Raw genomic sequence first — 22,670 nt, forward strand, 5'->3', positions numbered from 1 at the left:
TGCGCCCCTCGCCTCGCGGCGGGGGGCTTTTCGTCCCGGCCTAGCCGAGCGCGAAGAGAGAGGATTGCGCAGGTTGGGGTGTTCGCACCGGCAAAGCCGCCCCGTGGTGGTCTGGCGCGCCCGATCCCGACAGCCGTCGATCGCGGTGCAGGGAAGAGTAGGGCCAGTCCTGCGGACGAGAGACCAGGTTCCGCATGACCGGCGCATCGTGGCAGCGACACAAGGCGGCGCGGTAATCTTCCGCATCCGCGATGACGCGGCGCGTGAAGCCCTGGGCCCAGATTCCCACCTCGCCCCTGCGGACTGCCTTGGCCGACAACCGGCCCGGTGGCGGATCCGGCGCGCGCCCCGTCCGTCGCAGATGGCGCGAGAAATGCGATTTCACATTGCCCCAGCGTTCGGAGTAATTCGGATCGGCTTCGGGCAAGGTCCAGACGGCATGCAGCCCGTCCGGCAGCACCACGAAGGCATCGATATGAAACGGCCGCTTGCGCAAGACATCGCGCACGGCAGCCCGGAGCAGATCGATCTCATCGACCAGAAGCGACGTTCCGGGCCGCGCCAAAGCGAGCGAAAAATAGAGCGTCACACCAGCGATATAGGGATGTACAAAAGCCATGGGCGTCATTCTACCGACGCTTGGTTAAGGACGGGTGAACGTGGCACACGCCCCTGAATTTCCTTGCAAGACAGCGCCCGTCCTGTCATACGGCAGGGGCTAACGATCTTCTCTGTCGACCCTGCTGTTCTCTTCAAACCGGCACTCAGGTCTATCGATCCAGACGTGACTTCGCCGCGCTGCCGCCTTCTGCGGGCAGCATACAACAGCAAGGAATGCTATCATGGCAACTGGCACCGTTAAGTGGTTCAACACCACCAAAGGCTTCGGCTTCATCGCACCCGAAACAGGCGGCAAGGACGTGTTCGTGCACATCTCCGCCGTCGAGCGTTCGGGCCTCACCGGTCTTTCCGACGATCAGAAGGTCACCTATGACCTCGAGACCGGCCGCGACGGCCGCGAGAGCGCGACCAACCTCGCCCTCGCATAAGGGATAGACGGCACGCGGCGCCCGGAGAACTCTCCACGCCCGGCCTGACCCACAGACCGCCCCGCCGAAGGAATGCGCGGGGCGGTTTTCTTTTGCGCAGTGCGGTCCCGCCATAGAACATGCTCGAAGGCACCCACCAAACCCGCCTACCCGGCCTTTCGAAAATCCGCGGTCCGCGCCACTCGACATCACCGGGCGCAAGGCTCAGCATGGCGCCATGAGCAGCCTTCCCTCGACCGACCGTCCGCTTCTCGGCATTGCGCTGATGGCCGGATTCTGCGTACTGGCGCCGCTTGGCGACAGCCTCGCCAAGCTGCTCGGCGCGTCGATCCCCGTGCTGCAACTCCTGCTCGTCCGGTTTGTCGCGCAAGGGGTTCTCATGGCGCCCATGGCTGGGGCGCGCGGCCGTACCAGACTGACCCCGCGCATCCTTTGGCTGGTCGCCCTGCGCACCGCCTTGCATATCGGGGGGATCGGCATGATGTTCACGGCCCTTCTCTACATGCCGCTCGCCGACGCGATCTCCATCGCCTTCGTGATGCCCTTCATCCTGCTGCTTCTGGGCTGGCTGTGGCTGGATGAGGCCGTTGGGATACGGCGAATTGCCGCCTGCATCCTGGGCTTCGGCGGCACGCTATTGGTGCTGCAACCGGCCTTTCGCGACTCTGGCTGGGTCGCGCTTCTTCCCCTCGGCGTCGCGGTGACCTTCGCGCTGTTCATGCTGGTGACGCGTCACGTCTCACGCGACATCGCGCCCATGCGCATGCATGCGATCTCGGGCTGGATGGCGACGCTGATCCTGGCCCCCGTCGTCATTCTGCAAGGCGCGTGGGTGGTGCCGTCCTGGCAAGACACGCTGCTTCTCGCCGCGCTCGGGCTTCTCGGCACCTATGCGCATCTCTTGATGATCTGGTCGCTGAAATTCGCGCCCTCCACCACGCTGGCGCCCATGCAATATATCGAGATCCCGATCGCCACGCTTTTCGGCTTCGTGATCTTCGGCGATCTGCCCGGACCGCAGGCGAGCTTCGGGATCGCGGTGATCTGTGCAGCTGGGCTCTACGTGATCTGGCGCGAACAGGTGACGGCGCGGTCGATCATGCGGACCAATGCGGCGCCGCCCTGAGGGCCAGGGCCACGTCCTCCGCGCGCGCCGCAGACAGGATCAGCAACATGCCCGGTGCGTCCATCTCAAGCGTGACGGGCCCGTCCGCCATGTTCGATGTCCCGGTCACCCGCCACGGCGCAAAGGGGATGTCGGCAATCGGCCAGCGCAGCCCGTCCGAGCGCCCCGTCACCTCCGAAAGCGGCCAGAGCGAGACCCGCGTGCCCGGCGCGAGATCGAGCGCGATCCGGGAGGGACAAAGCGTCACCACATCCTCCGCCCCGATCAGAAGCACCTTCCGCGCCGCGCGGCGCATCAGCCCCGTGAACACCGCAAGCTGATGATCCACCCGGCGTCCGAGAAATCCCATGCCCACGATCAGCGGCGCATCGATCCGCGCGAGGCATTTGTCGAAATCCGTACTGTCCTGTTCGCCGATCCGGTGGATGACCTCGGGCGGCAATGCGGCGCGGGCCTCGGCGGGCAGCGAATCCATGTCGCCGATCACCGCGTCAGGCATCCCCCCGGCGTCCAGCACCGCAGCCGCGCCACTATCGGCCGCCACAATCGTGCTATACCGTCCAACAGCATCCCGGAGGCCATCATTGTCCACGGATCCGCCTCCAACGAGGAGGATTGGTTCTGCACTGGAAACAATGGGGGAAATCATGGCGAATTCATCTCAATTTAAGCCATAGATCACAATACAGACACGAAATGATACGCTGAAAGGCGCAGATTCGGTCAGCTTTGGTCCCTGTCCCGATGCTAAACAGTCTGTTGCGTATAGACTGAAAGTGAGCAGCCATGGTGAGTTCGAGCAAAATTTTGACGGTCTCCTACGGGACCTTCTCGTGCACCCTCGAAGGGTTCGACGATTCGTTCGACACGATGAAGGCTATCGCGGAATACTTTCGTGATCTGGCGCAGGATGATCGGTATTTCGGCGCGGAGCCGCCCACCCCCGATGCGGAGATGCTGGCCCGGATCGCGGAGCGTGAAATCGCCCGCCGCGTGGAGGCCCGGTTCGAGGATAATGGCGGCGTCGTCTTGCGCCCTCGCCTGAGCGACGACAGCGTTAACGCTGATGCCCATGCGGATACGCAAGACGCTACGGCTGATGCCGCCGAGGCTCCGGTAAAGGAAGAGGTTGCGGAGGCTCCGAAGGCCGCTGAGATGGAGGCGCCCGCCGTGACGCCCGTGCCTCAGGCGACGGACGAGACCCCCGTCCCATCCGAAGCGGTGAGCGCCGCACAACCCGACGACACCACGCGCGACTCGCAAACCGACGCCCTTGCCGCTGCAGCCGATGCCAAGGTGGCGGAGGAAATCTACGAGGCGGACGAGACCGACGAGGGCCAGATCGCCACGACGGAAGCTGCGCCTGTCGCCGCACCACAGAGCGCCACCTCCCAAGCCGCCACTGCAGAAAACAGCGTCGCCGCCAAGCTCGCGCGCATTCGGGCCGTCGTGTCCGCTCAGACCGTGCCTGCAGCCGCCGCGCCCGTGATCGCCAGCGCCTTCACCGAAGACGAACATGCGGATGACACGAATGGCGCCCCCGTCGCGGCAGCCGAAGAGACCAATGCGCGCGCCGAGGTCGCCTTCGCGGTCACGGAAGAGGCGGACGACGCCAAAGCGTCCGAGCCCGCGGAAATCGACGACACGGCGGAAGAGGACGATCCGTTCGACGCCGAAGCGCTGGCCGCTGCCATGCGCGCCTCACTGCTCGACGACGAGGCGGATGTCTCCGAAACTTCGAGCGACGAAGTCGCCGACACTGGCGAGGAAGCAACGCCTGAGGCGGAGCAAGCCGACCTGTCAGACGAGGCTGCCGATGGCGACTCGGACCTTGGCGATACCATCTCCAGCATGCTTGCCGCGTCGGAAACCGTGGCTGAAGTGGACGCCCCCGTTGCGGCCGACACGTCCGAAGAGGACGCCCCGCTCGCGGAAGCCGAAGCGCCCAACGCGACGCCGAACGCGGACAGCGACGACGATTTCGACTTCGACGAAATGCTCGCCTGGTCCGAAGCCAATTCCGCCAAGGCCGCAGAGGCGAAACGCGAAGCCGAGGCCGAGGCAGACACCGAAGCCGCCGCAGAAGCGCTAGAGACCACCACCCCGGCGGAAGACGCGGACGATGATCACATCGAAGAGGTCGCCGAGTCGCTTGAACCGGAGGCCACACCCGAACCGGAGGCCCTTCCGGAAGTGGCAACCGAGGAGGCGCCCGCCACGGCCCCGGCAAACCAGCTGCGCGTCATGAAGGTGAAGCGTGCCGATTTCGACCGCGCGCTTTCGGAAGGCGCGCTCGAAGCCGTGTCCGACGACGACGACGCGGACGAGGAAACGGCGCCCACGCCGCGCGAATTGCCCGGCGACAGCAGCCTCTCTCCCGAAGAGGAGGCCGATCTCGCCCGCGAATTGGCCGCTCTTGAGGCCGAAGACCTGGACGACGACGATGACGATGACATCGACGCAGCCCCGGCTGAACCGTTCCAGCTGACCGCCGCGCACGCGACCTCCGCCGCATTCGAAGACGATTTCGACGATGAGGATCTGGACGACGACCTGCCCGCGCAGGACACGGCGGAGAACGCCGCAGACGACGCGTCCGAGCAGGAAGACGATGTCGCCCAGGCATCCGATGAAGACAGCGACGAGGATGATTTCGAAGACGCCTTCGGAAATGAGCTCGATGCCGCCTTCGCCGACGATGAGGATGCCGATCTGCGGGCGACCGCGCAGGCGGTCGAGGCGGATGAGGATGCGCTCGCAGACGACGATCTGGAGGCGCGCGACACCGAGGCCGAGATGGCCCGCACCGCGCAGGATGCCCGGCGCACCGTCAAGATGTCGTCGCCCGCGCGGGCGATGCTGACCGAAAGCCCGATCGAAGATGGCGATTCCGGCGTCGGACGGCTCATGGACGAGACCGACCGCGAGATGGACGAGCCCGAAAGCAAGGGACGCCGCTCCGCCATCCAGCATCTGCGCGCCGCCGTGGCCGCCACCCGCGCCGACCGGCTCCTGGGTCGCAAGGCCGACGAGGCCGAAAAGACCGAGCGCTACCGCGAGGATCTGGCCGACGTGGTGCGTCCACGCCGCCCGGCCACACCGCCCCCTGCTGCGGAGCGGTCACGCCGTCCGGCACCGAGCCGTCCCGCACCGCTGAAACTGGTGGCCGAACAACGGGTCGATGTGGACAAATCCGCCAGCCGTCCGGTTCAACCGCGTCGCGTCGCGCTCGTCGATGAAACACCGCAAGGCTCCGGGGTGAAACCGGATCAAAGCTTTGCGGAATATGCCGAAAGCGTCGGCGCCCACGATCTGCGCGACCTCCTCGAAGCCGCGGCGGCCTATATGGCCCATGTGGAAGGGCTCGACGCGTTCTCGCGCCCACAGCTTATGACCAAGCTTCGTGAGGCTGAGAATGCCGAGAGCAGCCGTGAGGACCGCCTTCGCGTCCTCGGAAAGCTTCTCCGCGAGGGCAAAATCGCAAAGCTCGATGGCGGCCGATTCACGGCGTCCGACGAGATCGGGTTCCAGCCGCCGAAGCGCGTGGCCAGCTGACACGGGACTGATCCAAACGAAAAACAGCGCCTCAAGGGGCGCTGTTTTGCATGTCTGACCCCATGCATCTTCGGATGCATGGAGCGTCTCGCGCCTAACGCAAAGCTCAGACGATCTTGATACCGGCCTTTTCCGCATCCTTGACGAACTGGTCGAGACCCTTGTCCGTCAGCATGTGGTTGGCCATCGCCTTGATCACGCCCGGAGGTGCCGTGGCCACATCCGCGCCGATCTTGGCGCATTCGGACATGTGGTTCGCGGTCCGGATCGAGGCGGCCAGAAGCTGCGTCTCATAGCCGTAATTGTCGTAGATCTGGCGAATATCCGCGATCAGATCGAGCCCGTCCTGGTTCAGATCGTCCAAACGCCCGATGAAGGGCGAGATAAAGGTCGCGCCCGCCTTGGCGGCCAGAAGCGCCTGATTGGGCGAGAAACACAGCGTCACGTTGACCATCCGGCCCTCGTCGCTCAGCGTCTTGCACGCTTTCAGGCCGTCCCAAGTGAGCGGGACCTTCACGGCGATGTTCTCGGCGATTTCGGCCAGTTTGCGGCCCTCGGCGATCATGTCATCGGCTTTCAGCGCGACGACCTCGGCGGAGACGGGGCCGGAGACCATCTCGCAGATCTCTTTCGTGACCTCGAGGATGTCCCGCCCGGATTTCATGATGAGCGACGGGTTCGTGGTGACGCCGTCCACCATCCCGAGCTCGTTCAGCTCGGCGATTGCGTCGATATCGGCGGTGTCGACAAAGAATTTCATTGGGCACTCCTCCCGCATGGCTTGGCCTCAGGCTCTAGAGCCTTTACCTGAGATTCAAGCAAGGCAAAAGCCCCGGATGTTAGCGGAAACACCCACATTCTTTGCGGCAGGCGACCGGATCGCGGTCCTGACGACGCAGCCCTTGGGCGGCGCGCTCGATTACCGTGCGCCCGAAGGCGGCGTGATGCTGGGCGCGTTTGTCGAGGTGCCGCTTGGTCCGCGCCGCGTGATGGGCGTGGTCTGGGGCCCGGGCGAAGGTGGCTTTGATGCCGCGAAGCTGCGCCGCGTGGGCGCGGTGCTCGACATACCGCCCATGCGCGAGGAGATGCGCGCGTTTCTGATCCGCGCGGGCGCTTACACGCTGACACCGCTGCCGCAGATGTTGCGCTTGGCGACCCGCGCGCCGGGGCTCGGCCAACCGCCCGGCATGCGCAAGGTCTACCGCGCGGGCGATGGTCGCCCTGACCGCGAAACCGCCGCGCGCAGCCGCGTCATGGAGGCAATGTCCGAGATGGGCGGCCTCGCCCTGACCCTGTCGGAGCTTGCGCAGATGGCGGGCGTCTCGACCTCCGTCATTAAGGGCCTCGTGAAGCAAGGCGTCGTGCGCGAGGAGCAAAGCCCGCGCGACACCCCCTTCCCGCGCCTGGATCCCTCCCTGCCGAGCAAGGCTCTGGCCGAAGATCAGGCCCGCGCGGCGGAGCATCTGCGTGACGGGTTGAAAAGCCACCGCTACGGCAGCACGCTTCTCAAGGGCGTGACCGGGTCGGGCAAGACCGAGGTCTATCTTGAAGCCGTAGCGGAATGTCTGCGCCAGGGTCGGCAGGCGCTGGTCCTGCTGCCCGAGATCGCGCTGTCGGCCGAATTCCTGACCCGCGTGGAGGCCCGCTTCGGCGCGCGGCCCGCCGAATGGCATTCCGGCGTCACCCAGACCGAACGCCGCCGCACCTGGGCGATGGTGGCCGAGAATGGCGCGCATTTGGTGGTGGGCGCGCGCTCGGCGCTGTTCCTGCCGTTTCAGGATCTGGGCCTCATCGTCGTGGATGAGGAACACGACACCTCTTACAAGCAGGAGGATGGCGTCCTCTACAATGCCCGCGACATGGCCGTGCTGCGCGCGTCCATCAACGAGGCGCGGGTCGTTCTGGCCTCGGCCACGCCGTCGCTGGAAAGCTGGGCCAATGCGGAGGCAGGCAAGTACGACCGGCTCACGCTGACCTCGCGCTTCGGCACCGCCGCCCTGCCCGAGATGCGCAGCCTCGACATGCGCAGCGAAGATCTGCCCGCCGACCGCTGGGTGTCGAACACGCTGGCGCGCGCGGTCGAGGCGCGGATCGCGCGCAAGGAACAATCGCTCCTATTCCTCAATCGCCGCGGCTACGCGCCCGTCACGATCTGCCGCGCCTGCGGACACCAGATCGGCTGCAAGCATTGCGACGCCCGCATGGTCGAGCACCGCTTCCTCAAGCGCCTCGTCTGCCATCAATGCGGCGAAACGGAACCGCGGCCCGAGGTCTGTCCGTCCTGCGAGGTTGAGGGCAAGCTTGCGGCCGTAGGCCCGGGCGTGGAGCGGCTGGCCGAGGAAGCGCGCACGCTCTTTCCCGACGCCCGGATCGCAGTCCTGTCTTCGGACATGTACACTACCGCGCGCCAACTGAAGGCCGAGATCGCGGCCATCGCGGCCGGAGACGCCGACATCATCGTCGGCACGCAGCTCGTGGCCAAGGGGCACAATTTTCCGCTTCTGACGCTGGTGGGCGTGATCGACGCCGATCTGGGCCTCCAAGGCTCGGACCTGCGCGCCGCCGAACGCACCTTCCAGCTCATGCGCCAGGTCGCGGGACGCGCGGGCCGCGCCGAGAAGCCCGGCATCGCGCTGTTGCAGACCTACCAGCCCGAGCATCCCGTCATCCGCGCGATCCTGTCGGGCGACGAGGAAGGCTTCTGGCGGGCCGAAGCGCGCGAACGCGAAGCGGCAGGCGTGCCGCCTTACGGGCGCATGGCCGGGATCGTGCTGTCGTCAGAGGATGTGCAGCGCGTCTTCGACCTGGGCAATGCGCTGGCCCGGCAATCGGGGATGCTCCGCGCCGTCGGGGCCGAGGTCTACGGGCCCGCCCCCGCGCCCATCGCCAAGGTGCGCGGACGTCACCGCGTGCGGCTTCTGGTGAAGGCGCCGAAGGGCACGGCGCTGCAACCGGCGCTGGCGGAATGGGTCGGGCAGTTCAAGCTGAAGGGCGATCTGCGCGTCTCGGTCGATATCGACCCGCAGAGCTTTTTCTGAGCCCCGCGCCTCAGCGCAGGCCGCCCACCACCCAATCGGCGAATTCCACGAGCAGCGCGTCCGACGCCTGATCGAAGGCCGCGACGATCTGTGCATTCTCCAACCCAGCCGATTGCGCCTCTGCCACGAAGGTGCGGCTCGCCAGGATCGCCACGTCCTGTTCGCGCACAAGCTGGACCGACACGCGCAGGGTGACGATGGCGGCCTCGGCCTCCGGCACCTCGCGCGCCTGGAAGTCGATGATATCGCTCACAATGGCCACGTCGCCCGACAGGCCCAGCGGCTCCCGGCCCACATAGGCCAGACCGTCCGTGGCCTGCAGCGCGCGCAGCATCAGCGATTGGACCATGACCGGTACTTCCTCGCCCCAGCGTGCGCCCGGCAGGTACTGCGCCTCCAGATCCGACGGCTTGATCATGATCCGGTCGGTCAGAAGCGCGCCCGTGGTCGTGGGCTCCTCGACGGTGACATTCAGGCGCGACCGGCGCGGGGCTTCGGCGATGTTGTCGGGCGCGCGCAGCTCGTAGACATCCAGCACCTCGGTCGCGGAGGACAACGCGGAGAGGGCCGAGCAGCCGGGCAGCAGGATCAGCGCACAAAGCGCGAGGGGGCGGAGCATGGTCATCACGAGGCTCACCTTCGGAATTCTGGCGTGTCGCGGTCAAGCAGAAGCCGCGTCGGATCGCGGCTGAGTTGTCGCGTGAGGCTGTCGAGGTTGCGGATCAACCGACGCGTCTCGGAGGCCAGCGCGGAATATTGCGGCAGGCCTTCGCGGGCGAAGGTCGCCACCGGTGCGCCCGTTTGGCTCACCACGCGCTGCAGCTCGATGAAGGTGGCCTGTGCGGCGGCGGCGGCTTCGCGCAGATCCTGGCTGAGCGCGGGAATATCCTCGGACACCTCGCCGATGGCCGTATCGAAGCTGGTGATCGCGCTGCGCAGATCCTCGGTGATGGCCGCAACTTCGGTGTTGATCACGCGGTCCGCGCCATTGAAGGCCCGCTCCGCGGCGATCAGCGTCCGGTTGCCGGTCTCGAGCGCGGTATCGACCGCCTCCAGCGTGTTGTTCGCCGTCTCGAAGGTGGTGGTCGCCGCTTCCAGGGCCGCCTTCCCCTCATCGCTGAGTTCGAGCACGTTGTCCGCGGTCTCGGTCACGCTCGCGCCAACCTCCTCGATCACCCGGCGGGCGGTGGTCGTGGCGCGGCGCACATCCTCAAGCACGACGGGCAGATCGGTGCGCGCGGCCTCGGCAATGATATCCACGACCTCGGACGTGTCTGCCACGACGATGCGCATTTCGTCGATCAGCCACTGGCCGTCTTCCTCGAAGAGGATGTCGATATTCTCGGAGGTCTCGTAGATCGAGTCGGACGCCTCTTCAAAGCTCGCGATCAGTGCGGAGGTCTCGGCGATGAGCGGGCCCGCCTCCTCGAAGCGTTGCTGCGCGGTACTGCCCGCATCGTTGATCGTGGCCAGTGTCTCCGACGCCTCGTCGGTCAGGACCAGAAGCTCGCGCCGCAGATCGGCGACGGCGCCCTGCAATTCGATGGTCAGCGCAGGCAGGTCGTTCGACAGGAAGCCCTGCGCGCTGTCGATCGTGCGCGTGGTCGCATCGAGCGTGCCCTGCCCGCGCTGCAAAAGGTCCTGCCCGTCCTCGGCCAGCGCGGTCACGGAATTGAGCGTGCCGTCGGCGGTCTGCAACACGACCGACAGGTCGTCCGATAGCGTCTCCAGCGTGGTGTTGAAGCGGTCGATCTGTTCGGAGAAATCCGACACTTCCGCCGTCACGGCCGAAAAATCCTCAAGCACGGTCGAGAAGCTTGCCGAGGCTTCGGCCACATTCCCGAGGATCTGATCGACGCGGCCCCGGTTTTCGGCGCTCAGCAGCGTGTTGAGGTCCTGCACCACCTCAAGCGATTCCGCCAGAAGTTGCGGCGCGTCCTCGCTCAACGATTGCAGTACCGACCGGCCTGCGGGGATCACGGGCACGTCCTCGGCGCTCTCGGCCTCCAGCATCGGCGCCTCGGGCGTGCCCGCGCTGATGCCCACATAGGACACGCCGGTGACGCCCTGACTTTCGATCGTGGCTTCGGAATCGACGCGCACGGGCGTCTCCGCGTCGATCTCAAGGCGCACCTGCACCGTGCCGTCGCGGTCGGGCGACAGGCGGATATCGACGACCTGGCCCACCGGAAAGCCTGCAAAGCGCACGTCAGAGGCGTTGGAGAGACCCGAGACGGAGGCGAAATTCACGTCGTAATAGGAATAGCGCTCATCGAGCTCCACGCCCGCGAACCACAGGAAGAAGCCCAGGATTCCGACGAATCCCGCCACCGTGAAGGCGCCGATCAGGATGAAATTCGCCCGCGTCTCCATCGCCCTTGCCCTACGTCTCGCCTTTGGCGGTCAGCGCCGCCCGGGCTCGCGGCCCGTGGAAATAATCGTGGACCCATGGATGATCCACGCGCCCCATCTCTTCAATCGTGCCCGAGACCAGAACGCGCCTTTCGGCCAGCACCGCGACCCGGTCGCAGACGGCGTAAAGCGTGTCGAGGTCATGGGTGACAAGGAACACCGTTAGACCCAGCGACCGGCTAAGTCCATGGATAAGCTGGTCGAAGGCCGCAGCCCCGATGGGATCGAGCCCTGCCGTCGGCTCGTCGAGGAAAACGATATCGGGATCGAGCGCCAGCGCACGCGCCAACCCTGCCCGCTTGCGCATGCCCCCCGACAGCTCGGACGGGTACTTGTCGCCCGCCGACCAGGACAGCCCGACCATGGAAATCTTCAGATCCGCCAGCGCCGCGCGCGTTTTCGGATCGAGGTCCGGCACGTGTTTCAGCGGCACCTCGACATTTTCCCGCACCGTGAGCGACGAGAACAGCGCGCCATCCTGGAACATCACGCCCCAGCGGTCATCGACCTTGTCGCGGGCCTCCTCGCCGCCGCGGCGCAGGTCGTAGCCCAAAACCTCGATCTCGCCCTCTTGCGGGGTCTGAAGCCCCACGATGGTCTTCAAAAGCACCGACTTGCCGGTGCCCGAACCGCCCACGACACCCAGGATCTCGCCCCGGTAGACATCGAGGTCGAGGTCGTGATGCACCACCTGCCGCCCGAACTGGTTGTGAATGCCGCGCAGGCGGATGACGACGTCGCGTTCTGCGTTCATAGGCCGATCTCCGCGAAAAAGACCGAGAAGATCGCGTCCGCCACGATCACCGCGAAGATCGCCTGCACCACCGCGTTCGAGGTCTGCCGCCCGAGGCTCTCGGCATTCGATCCGACCTGCATGCCTGCATTGCAGCCCACGACCCCGATGATGACCGCGAAGACCGGCGCTTTCACGAGGCCGATAAAGACGTTCGACACATCCGTGCCCTCGATCAGCCGCACAACGAAGATGCCGGGCGAGATGTCGAGAACGAGGTAGGACATGATCCCGCCGCCCAGAAGGCCCATCACATTGGCGACGAGCCCGAGGATCGGCAGCATCAGGATCAGCGCGAGGATTCGCGGCACGAAAAGCGCGTGCGCCGGATCGATGCCCAAGGTCTGCATCGCGTCGATCTCCTCGCGCATCTTCATGGACCCGATGGCCGCAGTGAAGGCCGAGGCCGTACGCCCCGCGACGATGATCGAGGTCAGAAGGATGCCCAGCTCGCGCAGGATCGAGATCGCGATGAGATCCACCACGAAGACCTCGGCACCGAATTGCCGCAGCTGCGTGGCGCCCTGGAAGGCCAGCACGACCCCGATCAGGAAGGACAGAAGGCTCACGATGGGCACGGCGCGCCAGCCCACATCCTCGCAATGGGCGACAAGCGCGGTGAAGTGGAACTTGCTCGGATGCCGCAGGCTTTGGCCCAGCCGGTAAAGGAACATCCCGAAGGCGTTCAGGAAGACGCCGCCATGCTTGCCCATATCGACGACGCGCCGCCCGATGGCGTCGAGCCTGCCAGTCAGCCCTTTGGGGCGCGTATCCTCCGGCGCGTCGGGCGTCGGAATGGCCTTGTCCACCCGCTCCATCAGGGCCACGAGATGCGGCTCCGCGCCTTGCGTCTCAAGGGAGAAGCCCGCCGCCGCGATCCGCGCCTCGAGCCGGTCGAGCGCCCAGGCGCCCGCCGTGTCCAGCCGCTCCAGCCCGCCCAGATCCAGCGTCACCGCACGGTCCGCCGCGATGGCCCGCAGCCGCGGTTCCGCCTCGGGCAGTTGATGCACGGTGAAGGCGCCCGTCAAGCGCACAAAATGGCGCTCGGGTGCGGTGTCGATCGCAAGGGACAGGGCGTTACTCATGGTCCGGGCCAGTGTCGCTCATCGGGGAATGGGTGGAAAGCTCATGCGCGCCAGAACCGCACGGTAAAGAGCACGAAGACCGCCATCAGCTCCAGCCTGCCCATCAGCATGGCAAGGATGAGCAGCCATTTCGCCGTGTCGTTGAGCGGCGCGAAATTGCCCGCCGGTCCGATGATCGGCCCGAGGCCCGGCCCGATATTCCCCAAAGCCGTGGCAGCGCCCGACAAAGCGGTGATGAAATCGAGCCCGGTCATGCCCAGCGCCACCGCGAACAGCCCCAGCGTGACGATGAAGAACAGAAAGAACGTCATCACCGAAGACAGCACGTCATCGGCCACGGGCCTTCCCTCGAAGCGCGGTGTGAAGATGCCATGCGGCGCGCGGATCCGGCCCAGCTGCGCGCGCACGGACACCACGAGAAGCTGCCAGCGGAACACCTTGATCGAGCAGGCGGTTGACCCCGCGCAGCCGCCAATGAGCCCGATGAAGAAGAACAACGCCACGAGGAACGGCCCCCAGAGCATGTAATTGGCCGAGGCATAGCCCGTCCCCGTCATGATCGACACGATGTTGAAGAGCGCCTCGCGGCCCGCGCGCTCGGGCGCGTGGGGAAAGAGCCACAGCAGGGCCGCGGCCACCACGAGGCAGACGATGGCGATGATGCTCAGGAAGGCGCGCACCTGGCTGTCGCGGAAGATCGCGCGGGAATCGCCGTTCAGCATCTGCACGTAGCGCACGAAGGGCAGCCCCGCGAGGATCATGAACAGCGCCGCGACATATTCCGCGGAACCCGTGAACACCGCGAAGGAGCTGTCGTAATTGGCAAATCCGCCCGTGGCCACGGTTGTCAGCGCATGAACGGTGGCATCGAAGACATCCATCCCGCAGGCGAGATAGGCCAGGGCACAGGCCAGCGTGATCGTGATGTAGATCGACGAGATCGAGGAGGCGATCTCGGCGGCGCGCGGCAGCACCTTGCCCATCGTATCGAAGGCTTCGGAGCGGAAGATCTGCATGCCGCCGACGCGCAGTTCCGGCAGGAAGACCATGGCCACGACAATGATCCCGATCCCGCCCAGCCATTGCAGCAGCCCGCGCCACAGAAGGATGCCCTTGGGCAACTCCTCCAGCCCGCTGAACACCGTCGATCCGGTGGTGGTCAGGCCCGACATGGCCTCGAAATAGGCATCGACGAAGCGCGCCTCGGTCGCGCCCAACACGAAGGGGATCGCGCCGAAGACCGGCAGCACTGCCCAGACCGAGGTGGTCAACAGGAAGGTCTGTTGCAGCGACAGCCGGTCCTTCACCGCGTTCTGCGAGGCAAGCGAGATCAGACCGCCCGCAAGGGTGGTCATGATGGCGCTTTCGAAGAAGACGGCCCATTGCCCGCGCCCCTCGACGATATCGACCAGCATGGGAACCAGCATGGTCAGGCCGAGGCACATCACAAGAAGGCCGATGACATATGCCACGGGGCGCAGATCGAACATGAGGACGAGCGTTGGACCGCGCCACCTTCCAAGTCAAGAGACCCCGCGCGCCCGCGCCGCCCTGCCCCGAGGCGCTGCATCGGCAACCCGAGTGCACGCAGGTCCCGAAGCGGCCTTCTTCGCCGTTATTGGACCCCGAAAGCGCCGCCGGGACCACCCTCCGGGTCGCGCGTGCCCCCCTGCCGCTTCACCTTTCCAAAAAAACGCAAACGCACCCCGCGCCGCCAGCTCGACGCCGGGGGAACCGCGCACAAAAAAACGCCGCACCCGAAGGCGCGGCGCTCCATCCACTTTAATCTGTCTGCGTCAGCCGACGTGAAACAGCGTCGAGAACAGCTGCGGATCGAGGCTTTCCTGCGCAAAAAGATCACCCTCCGTCAGCACCGACACGGCGTCATGGCTGTGCAGGCTTTCCTGATGGCTGGCCAGCACGCGGTAATCGCCGATGCGGGCGTCACGCTGCAATTGATCGGCAAAGAGCCGGGCCGCGTCTTCGACGAAGATCGGATTGGCCGCGTTCAGCTCCGCGAAGGCCTGTTCGTCTTCGCGCTTCACCATCACCTGCGTTTCGGTCGGCACGGCGATGCGGCACAGGTCGATCAAATCCTCGAACCAAAGCACGTCGTCGCCCTTCAGCTCGACCGATATCCGCGCCACCGAGCGCTGCGAATGCGGCGTGGCCAGCACGCCCCGCTCGCGCCGCGCATGTTCGCTGAGTTCCAGCGAGCACGGGCAGGTCGACGAATATACATAATCGAGATGCATGATCTTGCGGCGCACGCCGTCAATTTCGACGAGTTCCAGCGCGATGTCGTAATACTGAAAGCCCGACAGGCCCGAGCGCAGGCTGTCGATCTTCACCGGGAAGCGCAGGCGCATGTTGATCCGCGCATCGAAGCTTTCGAGGTCGGTCTTGTAATCGTCGAGCGCGGCCTCGATCACCTCGAAGGAAAACGTCTTTTCGGCATGCTTGTAGAAGGACCGCATGATGCGGGACATGTTGATGCCCTTCTTGTCCGCCTCGAGGCTGACCGTGCCGGTCACGCTCGTCTCGAGATGCAGGTCGCCGTTGTCGCGGGTGTGGTACGCGATGGGCAGCCGGAAGTTCGAGATGCCGACATGCTGGATCGGGCGGTTGGCGCCCCGGATCAGCGAGGACGGGCCGTTCTGCAGGTCGGGCAGCGTGTTCTTGTAATCCGCATCGACATCGAAGGCGGAATCGTAGTCGCGCGCCAGCACCGGATAGGAATCCGCGCCCGGCAGCAGTTTCTGTACCGCAGGATCCAGCGCCTCGATCTCGGCCTCATGGGCGCGATCGGCCCATTTCCGCAGCACGGCCAAGGCCGCTTCCGCTTCATCGCGGCTCGGCTTCCGGTCGAATTCAGGATCGTAAACGTTCATGAGGGGCACTCCGCATCCAGTCCGACATAGATAGGGCGTCGCCGAAGGCTTGCCCACTTTATATGCCTTTCTACGGGGCAAAGAACCTGCCGGATCAAAATGTTCCCCCCTGTTTGAAGGGGGAACATTCCCTGTCACATCGCCGTGAGCGCCTGCTCGATATCACCCACGAGGTCCTCGGCATCCTCAAGCCCGACCGACAGCCGGATCAGCCCGTCCGTGATGCCGAGTTGGGCCTTCAGATCAGCCGCAAGCCGTTGATGCGTTGTGGTTGCGGGATGGGTCGCAATGGTCTTGGCGTCGCCGAGATTGTTGGAAATCAGGATGACCTCCAGCGCGTTCATGAAGCGGAATGCCGCCTCCTTGCCGCCCTTCACCTCGAAGGCGATCATCGTGCCGCCCGCGCCCATCTGCCGCACCGCCAGCGCGTGCTGCGGATGGCTTTCGAGCCCGGGATAGAGCACGCGCGACAAATGCGGATTGTCCGACAGGGCCGCCGCGATCTCTTCGGCATTCGCATTCTGCGCCCGCACCCGCAAATCGATCGTCTCGAGACCCTTCAGCAGCACCCAGGCCGTGAACGGGCTCATCGAGCCGCCGGTATGCTTCATGTATGGCTCCACGACCTTGCGGATATGATCGCGCGTGCCGAGGATCACACCGCCCAGCGTGCGCCCTTGCCCGTCCATGTGCTTGGTGGCGGAATAGATGATGACATCCGCGCCCTGCGCCACCGCATCCGAAAAGACCGGCGTGGAAAAGACGTTGTCCACGATGACCTTCGCACCCTTTGCATGGGCGATCTCGGCCACGGCCTCGACATCGACAAGCTCCAGCGTCGGGTTCGACATGGACTCGAAGAACACCGCCTTGGTATCGTCGCGCACCGCGTCGCGCCATTGCTGCAGGTCCGCGCCATCGACAAGCGTGACCTCCACGCCAAAGCGCGGCAGGATTTCCTCGACGATATAAAGACAGGATCCGAACAGCGCCCGGGCAGAGACCAGGTGATCGCCCGCCTTCAGCATCGACATCAGCGCGCCATTGACCGCCGCCATGCCGGACGCCGTGGCAAAGCCGTCCTCGGTGCCTTCCAGAAGGGCGATCCGTTCCTCGAACATCCGCACCGTGGGGTTGCCGTAGCGGGCGTAGATGAACTCGTCCTCGCCCGCCTCGATGAAGCGGCTCTCCGCCGCCTCGGCCGAGGGGTAGACGAAGCCCTGCGTGAGGAAGATCGCCTCGGAAAGTTCGCCATATTGGCTGCGGCGCGTGCCGCCATGGACCAGGTTGGTGCGTGTCTTGCGTTTGGACATCGTCTTCGCTCCGTCTCGGCCCTGTCTCGGGCCACAAAAAAACCCCGTCGCGGTCAAGCGAAAGGGGTCTCCTCGGAAGGGCACTCTCGGCTGACCTCTTTAGCGGAATGTTTAGCGTGGCCCGCAATCCGGTAAACAAATCGCCACGTGAAGGTGCTCATAGACCGTGCGCGCAGCCTGCGTCAAGCCAGCGCGATGCACCTGCGGGCCGCCCGGCGCACGAGATGCGCGCAGGGGCCCGGGTCTTGTTATTTCTCGTCGGCGGCCTGCCGCGCGAGACGCGGAATTTCGCTGCGGTGAAAGCCGAAATCAGCCAGCTCGCGGTCGCTGAGCGCTTGCAGCTCATATACGGTCTGGCGGTAGACGGCCCGGCGCGCGGCCCGTTCCCGCAGCGTTTCGCGGAAGGTGTGGATACGTGCGGCCAGCTTGGATTGGCCGGTCTGCGCGATGACGTTCTGGACAAAGGCCATGTGTCGGCTCCTGTGCTGTCTCGATGCGGAATTGCATCGCTTGAGGCAGACATAAGCCGATGCTGCATGTGCACAATCGCCCTGACCGAAAGGCCGCTATGCAGAGGCGTCAAGGCCGCCCCAACACGCATGCGCGCAAGCTGCCATGTTCCCGAGCGGCGATCCGGCCTCAGAACGGCACGTCGTCCGCCGCGCAGACAAAACGTGACACGACCTTCTTCGTGCCCGCCTTATCGAAGGCCACTTCCAGCTTGTCGCCTTCGATGCCCACGATCTCGCCATAGCCGAATTTCTGGTGAAAGACCCGCTCTCCCATCACGTAGGAGGACACCGCATCGAGGTCGATCACCTGGTTCCGGCTTTCGCGCGGCTGGCTCATGGGCCGCTCTTTCGACCGCTCCTGCAACCGCCGCCAGCCCGGCGAATTGTAGACATCGGCCCGCGCCGCGCGGTCATGCAGGCCGCTTTGCGCATTCGCCATGATCTCGGGCGAGGCGGAGGCCGCCATGCCCGCTGCACCATATCCACCACCATAAAGACCCGGCGGCGTCAGCACCTCCACATGCGCCTCTGGCAGCTCGTCGATGAAGCGCGACGGCATCTGACTTTGCCATTGTCCGAAGACGCGCCGGTTGCCCGCAAAGGAGATCGTGCAGACTTCCTCTGCCCGGGTGATGCCGACATAGGCCAGCCGCCGCTCTTCCTCGAGGCCCTTGAGCCCGCTCTCATCCATGGAGCGCTGCGAGGGGAACAGCCCGTCCTCCCAGCCCGGCAGGAACACGGCGGGAAACTCCAGACCCTTGGCGGCATGCAGCGTCATGATCGACACTTTTGCGCCGCCGTCATCGCTCTCGTTGTCCATGACGAGGCTGACATGCTCCAGAAACCCCTGCAGGTTCTCGAAGCTTTCCAAGGCCTTCACGAGTTCCTTGAGGTTTTCGAGCCGCCCCGGCGCCTCGGGCGTCTTGTCGGCCTGCCACATGCCCGTATAGCCCGACTCGTCGAGGATGATCTCGGCCAGCTCCATATGAGTCAGGTCGGCATCGCCCGCCATCCGGCCCCAGCGCGCGATATCCTCGACCAGCACACGCAGCGCCGCTCCGCCCTTGCCTTTGATCGCGCCGTCTTCGACCGCGATCCGCGCGCCTTCCACGAGGCTCACCCCGCGCGACCGCGCGGTCTGCTGGATCACCTGCTGCGCCTTGTCGCCCAGGCCCCGCTTTGGCGTGTTCACGATCCGCTCGAAGGCCAGATCGTCCTCTGGCGAGGTCACGACCCGGAAATAGGCCATGGCATCGCGGATCTCCATCCGCTCGTAAAAGCGCGGGCCGCCGATGACACGGTAGGGCAGACCGATGGTCAGGAACCGGTCCTCGAAGGCGCGCATCTGATGCGACGCACGGACGAGGATCGCCATCTCGTCGAGCGAAAAGTCCCGCATCCCCCGCGTGCCCTTCTGCATCGCTTCGACTTCCTCGCCGACCCAGCGCGCTTCCTCGTCGCCGTCCCAATGGCCGATGAGGCGGACCTTCTCCCCCTCTTCGGCCTCGGTCCATAGCTCCTTGCCGAGCCGTCCCTTGTTGCCCGCGATCACGCCCGAGGCGGCCGCGAGGATATGCGGCGTGGAGCGGTAATTCTGCTCCAGCCGGACCACATGCGCGCCCGGGAAATCCTTCTCGAAGCGCAGGATGTTGCCCACCTCGGCGCCCCGCCAGCCATAGATCGACTGGTCGTCATCGCCCACGCAGCAGATGTTCTTGTGCCCGCCCGCCAGAAGCCGCAGCCACAGATATTGCGCGACGTTGGTGTCCTGGTACTCGTCCACGAGGATGTAGCGGAACCAGCGCTGATATTGCGACAGCACGTCCTCATGGGTCTGGAAGATCGTGACCATGTGCAGAAGCAGGTCGCCGAAATCCGTGGCATTCAGATCCTTCAGCCGCGCCTGGTACTCGGCGTAAAGCGCGGGGCCCTCGTGGTTGAACGCGCCCGCATCGGCCGCAGGCAGGTTGTCCGGCGTCAAAGCGCGGTTTTTCCAGCCGTCGATGATGCCCGCGAGCTGCCGCGCAGGCCAACGCTTCTCGTCGATGCCGCGCGCCACGATGAGCTGCTTCATCAGCCGCACCTGGTCGTCGCTGTCGAGAATGGTGAAGTTCGACTTGAGCCCCACCAGCTCCGCATGCCGCCGCAGAAGCTTCACGCAGATCGAATGGAAGGTGCCGAGCCACGGCATGCCCTCGATCGCCTGCCCCAGCATGCCGCCCACGCGGGACTTCATCTCGCGCGCGGCCTTGTTGGTGAAGGTCACGGCAAGGATCTCGTTCGGCCGCGCCTTTCCCTGGTTCAAGAGATGCACGATTCGCGCGGTCAGCGCGCGTGTCTTGCCCGTCCCGGCCCCGGCCAGCATAAGCACCGGACCGTCCAGCGTCTCCACCGCCTGGCGCTGTGCGGGGTTCAGCCCGTCAAGATACGGCGCGCCCCGCGCCTGCATCGCCCGCGCGGCCAGACCCGGCTGTGCCGCTGCCTCGAAGGCATCCATATCGTCGAAACTGCTCATGGCCGACAAGATAGCCGCAATCGGCCTCGAGATAAAGCGGCGTTCGCATAATGTTCCCGCGACTTTTCCGCCTTCGGACCTCGGCTCCAAACCCGTATGCACCCGCGCGTCCCACGCAAGGGAGGCAGCGCAACCCCCTGTCACGTTCGGACCAAAAATACCTCTCGGGGGAGTGTGAGGGGGCAGAGAGCCCCCTCACCTTGCGACGCGCGCCGTCTAAAATCCGGTAAATCCGGTCGAAGGGCGCGTCACCCGCAGGCGGATCCCCCGGATCCGCCTGCCAGAAAAGCGGGCCGCCGCGCGGCCCACAATCAGATCACCGATCAGCGCTTGGTCATGCCGCCATCGACGAAGTATTCCGACCCGGTCACGTAAGACGCGTCATCGGACAGCAGGAAGCAGGTCACACCCGCCACTTCCTCGGCGGTGCCCACGCGACCCAGCGGGACCGCCTGCTTCACCTGCTCGACGAACTCATCCTGCTTTTGCTCGTCCATGCCGGTGCCCGCGAAAAAGCGCGTGTCGATCGGACCGGGGGCCACGGCGTTCACGCGGATCCCCTTCGGTGCGAGATCCGACGCCCAGCTACGCGCCAGCGCGTAGCAGGCGATCTTGGTGGCGCCGTAGACCGCACCTTCCGCCTGGCCCAGATACCCCGCGACCGAGGAGGTCAGCAGTACCGCGCCATCATCGTTCAGCATCGGCTTCAGGGCCGCCATCTGCAGGACCGGGCCGCGCACGTTCACATCCATGATCTTGTCGAAATCGTCGGCCTCGATTTCCTCGGTGTCCCAGAACTTGCCGAAACCCGCATTGAGATAGAGCCCGTCAAGGCCGCCCATCTCCTCTTTCACGGTCTTGGCCAGCGCTTTTGCCGCCTCGGGATCACGCGCGTCGTTCTTCAGAACCAGCGTGCCTTCGGGCAGGGCCTCCTTGGCCTCGTCGAGATGCTCCTGCGAGGTGCCGGTCACGGCGACCGTGCCGCCCTCATCCGCGATGCGCTTGGCGGTGGCGAGGCCGATGCCGCTCGTGCCGCCGGTGATCAGAACGCGTTTGCCGTCGAAACGTGCCATGTCTTATCTCCAATTCTACTCTGTGCTGGGGAAGGGAACGAAGAGCCGGACGGCCCGTTCCATGCGGGTCCCGCTCATCTGGACAAACCCGCCCATGCGCTCTCTTATCGGGCCATGTCTCTTGATGCCCGTTACCCCGCCATTGCCGATCTGCGTGATCGCGCCCGCGCCCGCCTGCCGCGTTTTGTCTGGGATTACCTCGACAGCGCCACGGGGCGCGAGACGACGCAATGGCTCAATCGCGCGGCATTGGACCGGCTGCGCTTCGCCCCCTCGATCCTGCATGGAGAGGTCGCGCCCGCGCTCGAAACCCCGCTTCTCGGCACCGACTACGCCCTGCCCTTCGGCGTGGCGCCCGTTGGCATGTCCGGGCTCATCTGGCCCGAGGCGGAGCGACATCTGGCCCGTGCCGCCACCGCAGCGGGGCTGCCCTACACGCTGTCCACTGTCGCCGCCTCGACGCCCGAGAAGATCGGCCGACATGTCGCGGGGCGCGGCTGGTACCAGCTTTACACGCCCCGCGACCCGGATGTGCGCGCCGACATGCTGGCCCGCGCCCGCGATGCGGGGTTTTCCACGCTGGTTATGACCGTCGATCTGCCCGCGGCCTCCCGGCGCGAGCGGCAGGTCAAGGGCGGGCTGACCCAACCTCCCCGCCTGACCCCGCGCCTTCTGGCGCAGACCGCGCTCCGTCCCACCTGGGCCTGGGCCTGGGCGATGCAGGGACGCCTGCCCCGGATGGAGACGCTGGACAAATACGTGAAAGCGGAGGGCAGCCTCTCCTCCACCGCGCATGTGGGCTACCAGCTGCGCGTCGGGCCCGACTGGGACTACCTCGATGCCGTGCGCGATCTCTGGGACGGGCCGCTGATCGTGAAGGGCGTGCTGCGCGCCGAGGATGCGCCGCGCTTGGAGGCGGCGGGCGTCGATGCGCTCTGGGTGTCGAACCATGCCGGACGCCAATTCGACGGGGGCCCATGCGCCATCGACGTCCTGCCCGCGATCCGCGCGGCCACGGAGTTGCCCATCGTCTTCGACGGTGGCATCGAAGGCGGGCTCGACATCATCCGCGCCATGGCGATGGGGGCCGATTTCATCATGCTGGGCCGGGCCTGGCATTATGCGCTCGCCGCCCTCGGCCCCGAGGGACCCGATCACCTGATCGCCCTGTTGAAGGCCGATCTTGCCGCTAATTTGGGCCAATTGGGCGCGCGCCACCCCAAAGATCTGCGCGGGCATGTCCTACCCAGTGCTACGAGTTGAGCAGGCAGGTGCGATTGCCTAAGAAGGCAGCAGACTTTCCCTGAA

The 22,670-nt window shown here is 65.6% G+C and carries 18 protein-coding genes and 1 riboswitch; of the genes, 5 read left to right on the forward strand and 13 right to left on the reverse strand.

Annotated elements, in window-relative coordinates; genetic code table 11:
* Positions 1-40 precede the first annotated feature (40 nt).
* A complete protein-coding gene (locus tag FIV09_RS14450; RefSeq protein WP_152450921.1) occupies positions 41-619 on the reverse strand; it encodes a transposase in 579 nt (192 codons plus the stop codon).
* A gap of 223 nt (positions 620-842) precedes the next feature.
* On the opposite strand from FIV09_RS14450, the gene FIV09_RS14455 reads away from it, so the two are divergent.
* Complete coding sequence (locus FIV09_RS14455) at positions 843-1,049, forward strand: cold-shock protein (RefSeq protein WP_152450923.1); 207 nt, start codon at positions 843-845, stop codon at positions 1,047-1,049.
* Positions 1,050-1,266: 217 nt separating this feature from the next.
* Positions 1,267-2,175 (forward strand): DMT family transporter, encoded by a 909-nt coding sequence (locus FIV09_RS14460; protein ID WP_152450924.1) that lies wholly within the window; start codon positions 1,267-1,269, stop codon positions 2,173-2,175.
* On the opposite strand, the gene FIV09_RS14465 is transcribed toward FIV09_RS14460, so the two are convergent.
* Positions 2,147-2,767, reverse strand: coding sequence for a thiamine diphosphokinase (locus tag FIV09_RS14465; protein ID WP_254702438.1), 621 nt, complete (start codon positions 2,765-2,767; stop codon positions 2,147-2,149). The genes FIV09_RS14460 and FIV09_RS14465 overlap by 29 nt on opposite strands.
* 194 nt (positions 2,768-2,961) lie before the next feature.
* Here FIV09_RS14465 and FIV09_RS20465 point away from each other — a divergent pair, with 194 nt between their 5' ends.
* A complete protein-coding gene (locus FIV09_RS20465) occupies positions 2,962-5,730 on the forward strand; it encodes a hypothetical protein (protein ID WP_172975743.1) in 2,769 nt (922 codons plus the stop codon).
* Between the two features lie 106 nt (positions 5,731-5,836).
* On the opposite strand, the gene fsa is transcribed toward FIV09_RS20465, so the two are convergent.
* Positions 5,837-6,490 (reverse strand): fructose-6-phosphate aldolase, encoded by a 654-nt coding sequence (gene fsa, locus FIV09_RS14475; protein WP_152450927.1) that lies wholly within the window; start codon positions 6,488-6,490, stop codon positions 5,837-5,839.
* Between the two features lie 76 nt (positions 6,491-6,566).
* Between fsa and FIV09_RS14480 the strand changes: the two genes are divergently transcribed.
* Positions 6,567-8,768, forward strand: coding sequence for a primosomal protein N' (locus FIV09_RS14480; RefSeq protein WP_152450929.1), 2,202 nt, complete (start codon positions 6,567-6,569; stop codon positions 8,766-8,768).
* 10 nt (positions 8,769-8,778) lie between these two features.
* On the opposite strand, the gene FIV09_RS14485 is transcribed toward FIV09_RS14480, so the two are convergent.
* From FIV09_RS14485 to FIV09_RS14530, 10 genes are all read right to left on the reverse strand, one after another.
* Positions 8,779-9,393 (reverse strand): ABC-type transport auxiliary lipoprotein family protein, encoded by a 615-nt coding sequence (locus FIV09_RS14485; RefSeq protein WP_152450930.1) that lies wholly within the window; start codon positions 9,391-9,393, stop codon positions 8,779-8,781.
* Positions 9,394-9,401: 8 nt separating this feature from the next.
* Complete coding sequence (locus tag FIV09_RS14490) at positions 9,402-11,141, reverse strand: MlaD family protein (protein ID WP_152450932.1); 1,740 nt, start codon at positions 11,139-11,141, stop codon at positions 9,402-9,404.
* Between the two features lie 10 nt (positions 11,142-11,151).
* A complete protein-coding gene (locus FIV09_RS14495; RefSeq protein ID WP_152450934.1) occupies positions 11,152-11,934 on the reverse strand; it encodes an ABC transporter ATP-binding protein in 783 nt (260 codons plus the stop codon).
* Positions 11,931-13,058, reverse strand: coding sequence for an MlaE family lipid ABC transporter permease subunit (locus FIV09_RS14500; RefSeq protein WP_152450936.1), 1,128 nt, complete (start codon positions 13,056-13,058; stop codon positions 11,931-11,933). The genes FIV09_RS14495 and FIV09_RS14500 overlap by 4 nt, the downstream gene beginning before the upstream one ends.
* A 41-nt stretch (positions 13,059-13,099) precedes the next feature.
* Complete coding sequence (locus FIV09_RS14505; protein ID WP_152450937.1) at positions 13,100-14,548, reverse strand: TrkH family potassium uptake protein; 1,449 nt, start codon at positions 14,546-14,548, stop codon at positions 13,100-13,102.
* 306 nt (positions 14,549-14,854) lie between these two features.
* Positions 14,855-15,949, reverse strand: a complete 1,095-nt coding sequence (folE2, locus tag FIV09_RS14510; RefSeq protein WP_152450939.1) for a GTP cyclohydrolase FolE2 — start codon at positions 15,947-15,949, stop codon at positions 14,855-14,857.
* Between the two features lie 134 nt (positions 15,950-16,083).
* Positions 16,084-17,262: an O-succinylhomoserine sulfhydrylase gene (metZ, locus tag FIV09_RS14515; protein WP_152450941.1), complete on the reverse strand. Its 1,179-nt coding sequence runs from the start codon at positions 17,260-17,262 to the stop codon at positions 16,084-16,086.
* A 78-nt stretch (positions 17,263-17,340) separates the two neighbouring features.
* Positions 17,341-17,419: riboswitch (SAM riboswitch) on the reverse strand.
* Positions 17,420-17,510: 91 nt separating this feature from the next.
* On the reverse strand, positions 17,511-17,732 hold the full coding sequence (locus FIV09_RS14520; RefSeq protein ID WP_152450943.1) for a DUF1127 domain-containing protein: 222 nt from the start codon (positions 17,730-17,732) through the stop codon (positions 17,511-17,513).
* A gap of 169 nt (positions 17,733-17,901) precedes the next feature.
* Positions 17,902-20,289 (reverse strand): ATP-dependent helicase, encoded by a 2,388-nt coding sequence (locus tag FIV09_RS14525; RefSeq protein WP_152450945.1) that lies wholly within the window; start codon positions 20,287-20,289, stop codon positions 17,902-17,904.
* A 323-nt stretch (positions 20,290-20,612) separates the two neighbouring features.
* Complete coding sequence (locus FIV09_RS14530) at positions 20,613-21,362, reverse strand: SDR family oxidoreductase (protein ID WP_152450947.1); 750 nt, start codon at positions 21,360-21,362, stop codon at positions 20,613-20,615.
* Between the two features lie 114 nt (positions 21,363-21,476).
* Between FIV09_RS14530 and FIV09_RS14535 the strand changes: the two genes are divergently transcribed.
* Positions 21,477-22,625, forward strand: coding sequence for an alpha-hydroxy acid oxidase (locus FIV09_RS14535; protein ID WP_152450949.1), 1,149 nt, complete (start codon positions 21,477-21,479; stop codon positions 22,623-22,625).
* Positions 22,626-22,670 lie beyond the last annotated feature (45 nt).

Origin of the sequence: Roseivivax sp. THAF197b, from assembly GCF_009363255.1 — a bacterium.
GTDB lineage: Bacteria > Pseudomonadota > Alphaproteobacteria > Rhodobacterales > Rhodobacteraceae > Roseivivax.

Excerpts from the sequence above, each read along its gene's own strand:
- FIV09_RS14450 (WP_152450921.1), bottom strand. The coding sequence starts at position 619 with ATGGCTTTTGTACATCCCTATATCGCTGGTGTGACGCTCTATTTTTCG.
- FIV09_RS14455 (WP_152450923.1), top strand. The coding sequence starts at position 843 with ATGGCAACTGGCACCGTTAAGTGGTTCAACACCACCAAAGGCTTCGGC.
- FIV09_RS14460 (WP_152450924.1), top strand. The coding sequence starts at position 1,267 with ATGAGCAGCCTTCCCTCGACCGACCGTCCGCTTCTCGGCATTGCGCTG.
- FIV09_RS20465 (WP_172975743.1), top strand. The coding sequence starts at position 2,962 with ATGGTGAGTTCGAGCAAAATTTTGACGGTCTCCTACGGGACCTTCTCG.
- fsa (WP_152450927.1), bottom strand. The coding sequence starts at position 6,490 with ATGAAATTCTTTGTCGACACCGCCGATATCGACGCAATCGCCGAGCTG.
- FIV09_RS14480 (WP_152450929.1), top strand. The coding sequence starts at position 6,567 with ATGTTAGCGGAAACACCCACATTCTTTGCGGCAGGCGACCGGATCGCG.
- FIV09_RS14485 (WP_152450930.1), bottom strand. The coding sequence starts at position 9,393 with ATGACCATGCTCCGCCCCCTCGCGCTTTGTGCGCTGATCCTGCTGCCC.
- FIV09_RS14490 (WP_152450932.1), bottom strand. The coding sequence starts at position 11,141 with ATGGAGACGCGGGCGAATTTCATCCTGATCGGCGCCTTCACGGTGGCG.
- FIV09_RS14495 (WP_152450934.1), bottom strand. The coding sequence starts at position 11,934 with ATGAACGCAGAACGCGACGTCGTCATCCGCCTGCGCGGCATTCACAAC.
- FIV09_RS14500 (WP_152450936.1), bottom strand. The coding sequence starts at position 13,058 with ATGAGTAACGCCCTGTCCCTTGCGATCGACACCGCACCCGAGCGCCAT.
- FIV09_RS14505 (WP_152450937.1), bottom strand. The coding sequence starts at position 14,548 with ATGTTCGATCTGCGCCCCGTGGCATATGTCATCGGCCTTCTTGTGATG.
- folE2 (WP_152450939.1), bottom strand. The coding sequence starts at position 15,949 with ATGAACGTTTACGATCCTGAATTCGACCGGAAGCCGAGCCGCGATGAA.
- metZ (WP_152450941.1), bottom strand. The coding sequence starts at position 17,262 with ATGTCCAAACGCAAGACACGCACCAACCTGGTCCATGGCGGCACGCGC.
- FIV09_RS14520 (WP_152450943.1), bottom strand. The coding sequence starts at position 17,732 with ATGGCCTTTGTCCAGAACGTCATCGCGCAGACCGGCCAATCCAAGCTG.
- FIV09_RS14525 (WP_152450945.1), bottom strand. The coding sequence starts at position 20,289 with ATGAGCAGTTTCGACGATATGGATGCCTTCGAGGCAGCGGCACAGCCG.
- FIV09_RS14530 (WP_152450947.1), bottom strand. The coding sequence starts at position 21,362 with ATGGCACGTTTCGACGGCAAACGCGTTCTGATCACCGGCGGCACGAGC.
- FIV09_RS14535 (WP_152450949.1), top strand. The coding sequence starts at position 21,477 with ATGTCTCTTGATGCCCGTTACCCCGCCATTGCCGATCTGCGTGATCGC.